Here is a 3,405-nt window from a genome sequence, read left to right as displayed (position 1 = left end):
ACAGGCCAGGGCAACCAGAACAGCATGCGCGAGCACCCAGCATCCACGGCGGACAAGCCCTCGGCCTATTAGTACCGGTCAGCTCCACCCCTCACAAGGCTTCCACACCCGGCCTATCAACCCAGTCATCACCTGGCGGCCTTACCCCCACCACAGGGCAGGAGACCTCATCTCGAAGCAAGCTTCCCACTTAGATGCTTTCAGCGGTTATCTCTCCCGAACGTAGCCAACCAGCCATGCCCCTGGCGGAACAACTGGCACACCAGCGGTTCGTCCGTCCCGGTCCTCTCGTACTAGGGACAGCCCTCCACAAGTCTCCAACGCGCGCAGCGGATAGGGACCGAACTGTCTCACGACGTTCTAAACCCAGCTCGCGTGCCGCTTTAATGGGCGAACAGCCCAACCCTTGGGACCAACTCCAGCCCCAGGATGCGACGAGCCGACATCGAGGTGCCAAACCATCCCGTCGATACGGACTCTTGGGGAAGATCAGCCTGTTATCCCCGGGGTACCTTTTAGCCGTTGAGCGACGCCGCTTCCACACGCCGGCGCCGGATCACTAGTCCCTGCTTTCGCACCTGCTCGACACGTCCGTCTCACAGTCAAGCTCCCTTGTGCACTTACACTCACCACCTGATTGCCAACCAGGCCGAGGGAACCTTTGGGCGCCTCCGTTACCCTTTAGGAGGCAACCGCCCCAGTTAAACTACCCACCAGACACTGTCCCCGAACCGGATCACGGCCCAAGGTTAGATGCCCGAAACAGCCAGAGTGGTATTTCACCAACGCCTCCACCGCCACTAGCGTGACAGCATCACCGGCTCCCACCTATCCTACACAAACCATCCCAAACACCAATGTCAAGCTATAGTGAAGGTCCCGGGGTCTTTCCGTCCTGCTGCGCGAAACGAGCATCTTTACTCGTACTGCAATTTCACCGGGCCCGCGGTTGAGACAGCGGGGAAGTCGTTACGCCATTCGTGCAGGTCGGAACTTACCCGACAAGGAATTTCGCTACCTTAGGATGGTTATAGTTACCACCGCCGTTTACTGGCGCTTAGATTCCCAGCCTCACACCAAAAGGCGCTAACCAGTCCTCTTAACGTTCCAGCACCGGGCAGGCGTCAGTCCGTATACAGCGTCTTACGACTTCGCACGGACCTGTGTTTTTAATAAACAGTCGCTTCCCCCTGCTATCTGCGACCCCACCCAGCTCACAGGGAAAACCTGATCACCAGACAGGGCTCCCCTTCTCCCAAAGTTACGGGGACAATTTGCCGAGTTCCTTAACCACGGATCACCCGAACGCCTCGGTATACTCTACCTGACCACCTGCGTCGGTTTCGGGTACTGGCCGCACACGCACTCGCTAGAGGCTTTTCTCGACAGCACGGGATCACTCACTTCACCAAAAACGGCTCGGCATCACGCCTCACCCACAACAGGGCAGGGATTTACCACCACCCCGGGCTACACGCTTACCCCCGGACAACCACCGCCGGGTAGAGCTACCCCACTGCGTCACCCCATCACTTGCCTACACACCCCTCGGACCCCAGACCAGCCGACACAACCGCCCGAAAGCGGAAACACCGACCAGCAAGGTTAGCATCAGGGCTATCAACACGGACGCACGCACACGGGTACGGGAATATCAACCCGTTATCCATCGACTACGCCTGTCGGCCTCGCCTTAGGTCCAGACTCACCCTGGGCGGATTAACCTGCCCCAGGAACCCTTAGTCAATCGGCGCCGGAGTTTCCCACTCCGGTATCGCTACTCATGCCTGCATTCTCACTCGCACGCCCTCCACCACAAGGTCACCCCGCAGCTTCACCGAACGCACGACGCTCCCCTACCGGCCACACCAACGATGCGGCCCCCCAGCTTCGGCGGTGCACTTCAGCCCCGCTACATTATCGGCGCAGAATCACTTGACCAGTGAGCTATTACGCACTCTTTCAAGGATGGCTGCTTCTAAGCCAACCTCCTGGTTGTCTCAGCAACTCCACAACCTTTCCCACTTAGCACACCCTTAGGGGCCTTAGCTGGAGATCTGGGCTGTTTCCCTCTCGACCACGAAGCTTATCCCCCGCAGTCTCACTGCCATGCTCCACTCCACCGGCATTCGGAGTTTATCTGACCTCAGTAACCTGGTCGGGCCCATCAGCCAAACAGTAGCTCTACCTCCGGGGAGCACCACACAACGCTGCACCTAAATGCATTTCGGGGAGAACCAGCTATCACGGAGTTTGATTGGCCTTTCACCCCTACCCACAGCTCATCCCCCAGGTTTTCAACCCTGGTGGGTTCGGGCCTCCACGAAGTCTTACCTCCGCTTCACCCTGGCCATGGGTAGATCACCCCGCTTCGGGTCCACAGCATGCGACTCACACGCCCTCTTCAGACTCGCTTTCGCTACGGCTACCCCACCCGGGTTAACCTCGCCACACACCACGACTCGCAGGCTCATTCTTCAAAAGGCACGCCATCACCCCACACCAAAGCAGAGCTCTGACGGCTTGACAGCACACGGTTTCAGGTACTATTTCACAACCCCTCACCGGGGCACTTTTCACCTTTCCCTCACGGTACTCGTCCACTATCGGTCACCAGGACGTATTCAGGCTTGACAGGTGGTCCTGCCAGATTCACACGGAATTCCTCGGGCTCCGCGCTACTCGGGGACACGCCCAATGAACCATGATGCGCCTTCGCCTACGGGACTCTCACCCACTCCGGCACCGCTTCCCAACGGCTTCGACTAACACACCACAACCCACACCAGGCCGGCAGACCCAGTACAGACGAACCCCACAACCCCACGCACGCAACGACTGCCGCCTTACACACGCACGCGGTTTAGCCACCATCCCCGTTCGCTCACCACTACTCAGGGAATCACTGTTGTTTTCTCTTCCTGCGGGTACTGAGATGTTTCACTTCCCCGCGTCACCACCAACCGCCCTATACATTCAGACGGCGGCAACCCGACACAACTCGGGCTGGGTTCCCCCATTCGGACACCCGCGGATCACAGCTCGGTTGACAGCTCCCCGCGGCCTATCGCGGCCTCCCACGTCCTTCATCGGCGCCTGGTACCAAGGCATCCACCGTATGCCACTCTTGCTTGGCCACCGCAGATACAAGATGCTCGCGCACACTATCCACAAATCAAACCACCAGCCACAAACCCGACCACAACCCCGCACACACCGGGCCGGCCCTCCCCCGCAAGGAAAAGCCCCGCACCGCCACCGGAGGAACCAACCCCCGGCAACCGCACACACCCACGCATCCGCGTCCAGGTCTTCATCAGGGTGGCAGCAGGAGAACAACCCCACGGGCCGCTCCCTCAGACACCCAACAGCGCGTGTTCCATCCCAAGCACCCTCCCGGCACCG

1 rRNA gene is annotated in these 3,405 nt (G+C 59.6%); it reads right to left on the bottom strand.

What is annotated here, in order from left to right:
• Window positions 1-47: 47 nt before the first annotated feature.
• Window positions 48-3,138 (bottom strand): 23S ribosomal RNA (locus ABEA15_RS25460).
• Window positions 3,139-3,405: the final 267 nt, after the last annotated feature.

Origin of the sequence: Streptomonospora halophila (genome assembly GCF_039542725.1) — a bacterium.
Taxonomy (GTDB): Bacteria; Actinomycetota; Actinomycetes; order Streptosporangiales; family Streptosporangiaceae; genus Streptomonospora; species Streptomonospora halophila.
Note: the sequence above shows the minus strand (reverse complement) of the source record. Positions and strands in the feature narration are given on the sequence as shown.